General features: G+C 31.6%; 4 protein-coding genes. All 4 read right to left on the minus strand.

Going from position 1 to position 3,412, the window contains the following annotated elements; translation table 11 throughout:
• Window positions 1-674 precede the first annotated feature (674 nt).
• The 4 genes from HMPREF3106_RS00745 to HMPREF3106_RS00760 all read right to left on the minus strand — a co-directional run bounded on the left by HMPREF3106_RS00745 (window position 675) and on the right by HMPREF3106_RS00760 (window position 3,177).
• Window positions 675-1,010 carry a plasmid mobilization protein gene (locus HMPREF3106_RS00745; RefSeq protein ID WP_070443779.1) on the minus strand — a complete coding sequence of 112 codons (336 nt, stop codon included), beginning with the start codon at window positions 1,008-1,010 and terminating at the stop codon, window positions 675-677.
• A 201-nt stretch (window positions 1,011-1,211) separates the two neighbouring features.
• Complete coding sequence (locus HMPREF3106_RS00750) at window positions 1,212-2,168, minus strand: protein rep (RefSeq protein WP_070443782.1); 957 nt, start codon at window positions 2,166-2,168, stop codon at window positions 1,212-1,214.
• A gap of 275 nt (window positions 2,169-2,443) precedes the next feature.
• A complete protein-coding gene (locus HMPREF3106_RS00755; protein ID WP_070443785.1) occupies window positions 2,444-2,635 on the minus strand; it encodes a hypothetical protein in 192 nt (63 codons plus the stop codon).
• Window positions 2,626-3,177 (minus strand): hypothetical protein, encoded by a 552-nt coding sequence (locus HMPREF3106_RS00760; protein ID WP_070443788.1) that lies wholly within the window; start codon window positions 3,175-3,177, stop codon window positions 2,626-2,628. The genes HMPREF3106_RS00755 and HMPREF3106_RS00760 overlap by 10 nt, the downstream gene beginning before the upstream one ends.
• Window positions 3,178-3,412: the final 235 nt, after the last annotated feature.

Genomic DNA, 3,412 nt, shown 5'->3' on the forward strand with positions numbered 1-3,412 from the left:
AAATTTCATTTGCTTGTCGGTTTTCAAAATCTAACAAAATAAAAAAATAAAACAAGGGTAAATGAACTCACTTCGTTCGCCCTTGTTTTATTTTTCTATTTCGTTTTTACGATTTTGCCGACAGCAATTAAAATTCCAAAAAATCAAAAATCGCATAACAACAACGTTTATTGAGTACTCAATTTTGAGAACTAAATGTACTCAAAACCGAGTACTACCCCCTTTTTTTGTCCCCAGTCGTTTAGCCTGTACTACAGGCTTCCCCAAAGATTTGGGGACAAAACCCCTTATGCTCTTCACAACATTTAGCTTAAATTTTAACGTCGATCCATTGGACGTATTGAAGTTTTAAATTCGACTGAATAAAAAACCTTTTTCGATTTTTACAATCGCTCTAAGGTACCTTATTTTGCAAATAAGAGGGGGTTGGGTTCTCCCAAAAATTTCTAAAAATCAAAAATCGGTTCGATTGGTTTTTAGAAAAAGTTGCAAAAGTCCGGACTTTTGCCATGCTTGCAATAAGCAAATGCTATTGTTTATAAAATTACTTTTTACTTATTGCAAGCATGGTAAAAGGATATCCTTTTACGAATTTTATAAAAAAACGCCACCTCTTAAAGATGACGTTTTTTATATTTTTGGGGTAAGCCCCAATCCCCTTTTCTAAAAAAAAATCATTTCCAAAATTGCCACCAGGATTTTTTTTCATCAATATTTTCTGACAACAATAATTGATTTTTATTTTGTTCATTGAGTAATAATTTTTGTGATTGGTCAATTAGCTGGTGTAATTTTTGAATTTCTTCTTCTCTTTTTTGTAATTGTCTTTTTAAATCTGCCACCAATTCATCATTTTTAGTGTCAGCATTTTGCTGGCATTGTGCTGGCATTATTCTATCATAAATAAAATTTTGGACACTTTTATTTTCTTCTTTTGCCAGCATTATGACGGCACTTTTTTCTTCTTCAGTAAGTCTAACCGTTACTTTCTTTACAACGTTTTTAACCATTTTAGTAAACTCCTTTGCCAACAAAATGCCAGCACTTTGCTGGCACTATTTTACCATACTAAAAAATGCTGGCAAAATGCCAGCATTTATAAAATCAAAAAATAAAAGCAGTCTGCAGACTGCTTTTTAAGTAGCCTAACCTATGAGACGATTCTAGGCTCGTCCTGCCTGTGCATACTTCTAAATTATTATAGCATTATTTTAATCAAGATAATAATTTTGACGTTGCCAATTCCACCTTGCAATAATCACTTGCCCAGTTGTCGGCTCTTTATCTTCTTCTGAATCTGTTTTAATTAAATTTCCACTTTCGACATCTTCCAGTTGTAACTCTTTGCGAATTTCTTTGAAGATGCCACCGAAGGAGATAAGTCTTTTACTCTTTAACCCTTTTTCTAAATCTTCCACTCTTTGTAAATTTTCGTGACGATCGTTTGTTAAATAGTCAATAGATTTTACAGGATACTTTGCAGTTTCATACACTGCACCAATTACCCCTTTTTCTTTTTCAGTGGCTTTTGGTTTAACTGCTTTTACATTCACGATAGGTGTGTAATCAATCTTCAAAGCTTTCTTCCAGAACTCTGTTAACTCTGCTTGAGAAATATAATTGTCATTAGAATTAAAATAACTCGACTTAACAAACACTAAAACGTGTAGGTGTTGATTATACGAACCGTCTTTTTGATTAACTGTAACTTCTGTAGCTTTTAAGTATCCTAGCATATTCTTTTTGATTTTCTTGTACTTCATCATTAAATCAAAAGCCTTGTTCATTTTAGAGATTTCTGTATTTAACTCTTTCCCTGTAAAGACGTTTTTAGTGGTTAACGTCCAAAATAGGAAACGCCCTTTAGGATTTCTTTTAACTGCTTCATTGATAATCTGAATAACCTGGTTAGAATGTTTTAACGATTTCCGCCAGTTACATACTGGACATAAACGTGAACCGCAAAACCATGTTTGGTGTAATTTCAATCGACCTTCCTCATTTCTTGTAAACTGTAAAATATCTGCACATTCTTTTACTCTGTCTGCTTTTCGATACCTAAGTTCACTAAGTAAATCGGCATATTGAATATTTCCTTTTTTCTTTCCTTGCCAATCATTCACTTTTCCATTCTTCCGAATGTCTTTTAATACTTGACGATTTTCCATTTTTGATTTACGATGTCTATGTAAATAAATTCGAATTTAAAAGACACCTTGACCTACCTTTCTATTATGTTTTTTTCTCGACAAAAAAAGCATAAAACTTTCACTGGTAAAAGTCAAGGTTTTTCTTTTTATATCAGCGTTTAAGGACTGTTTTTAAAATTCGTGTTGATTGTATATAGTATCAAGATAAGAAGAAAAAAATTTCCTGTCGGAAATTTTTTAATTTTAATTCACTTTTTTAGAATTAAAATTGCTCATCAAAAAAGAGGGACGTCTTAACGACGTCCCTCTTTTTTTTCTATATACCAATCAGCAAAAGCCCAACAAACAAAAGGAACAAACCAATAAGTTGATACTTTTATCAAAGAATCAAAAGTCAAATTACCTAAAACCAAACTACTGAAAACAAACGTAATGATAATAAAACAATAAATCAAAATTTTATTTTTTAAACTCATTAAGTCCATCCCATTTCACACCTTACGGCATTAACAACTAAACCAAAAGCGATCATATATAAATTACCTTTAACTCCTAATCTAGCTAAATATTCAACAATTTTTGCAATTAAAGAAGCTGCACCTATTTTAATTTCTTCGCTTTCAAAAATTTTTGCAATAGCAGAAAGGCTTAGTAATCCTGCTATTTCTTTTCCTGTTTCATTCAAAGCACAACCAGCAAGCCAAATGAAGTCAATTTTAAAAGCTACACCATTATTTTTATCCTTACGCTGTTCAGCTATAAATTTTCTCACTTCTTTGTTCGAACGTTGGATATAGTTATTATATTTATAAACTGCATAATTATTCATTTTAACTTTTCCGTCTTCTTCATAAAATAACTCGCTTAAAACAGCAGCCGCTTTTTCAATTTCTTCTTGGTTCAATTCAATTTGATTATCGACTTCAGAAGCATAAATTGTTGTAGAAACCACTGCAGGGAATATTACACCAGCAAATGACAAAGAGACAAACAACATAGCAAAATATTTTTTGAAACGATTAAACATAGATAAAACCTCCTTAATTTTTATTTTATGTATACACTAATTTTACTCTTCTTTTTTTCTATCTAACAGTCTTTTTTTTGATTTTTAGTAGAGGTATAATTAATTTTTACGGTACTAAATTAGGGGCTTACTCCGCCCCTATAACCCCGAGCAAGCGTGCGACGCTTGACCCGACCTCTAGCAATTAAAATTCCATTTTTGAAATTTCATTTGCTTGTCGGTTTTCAAAATCTAA

This window comes from Granulicatella sp. HMSC31F03, from assembly GCF_001807725.1.
Classification (GTDB): domain Bacteria; phylum Bacillota; class Bacilli; order Lactobacillales; family Aerococcaceae; genus Granulicatella; species Granulicatella adiacens.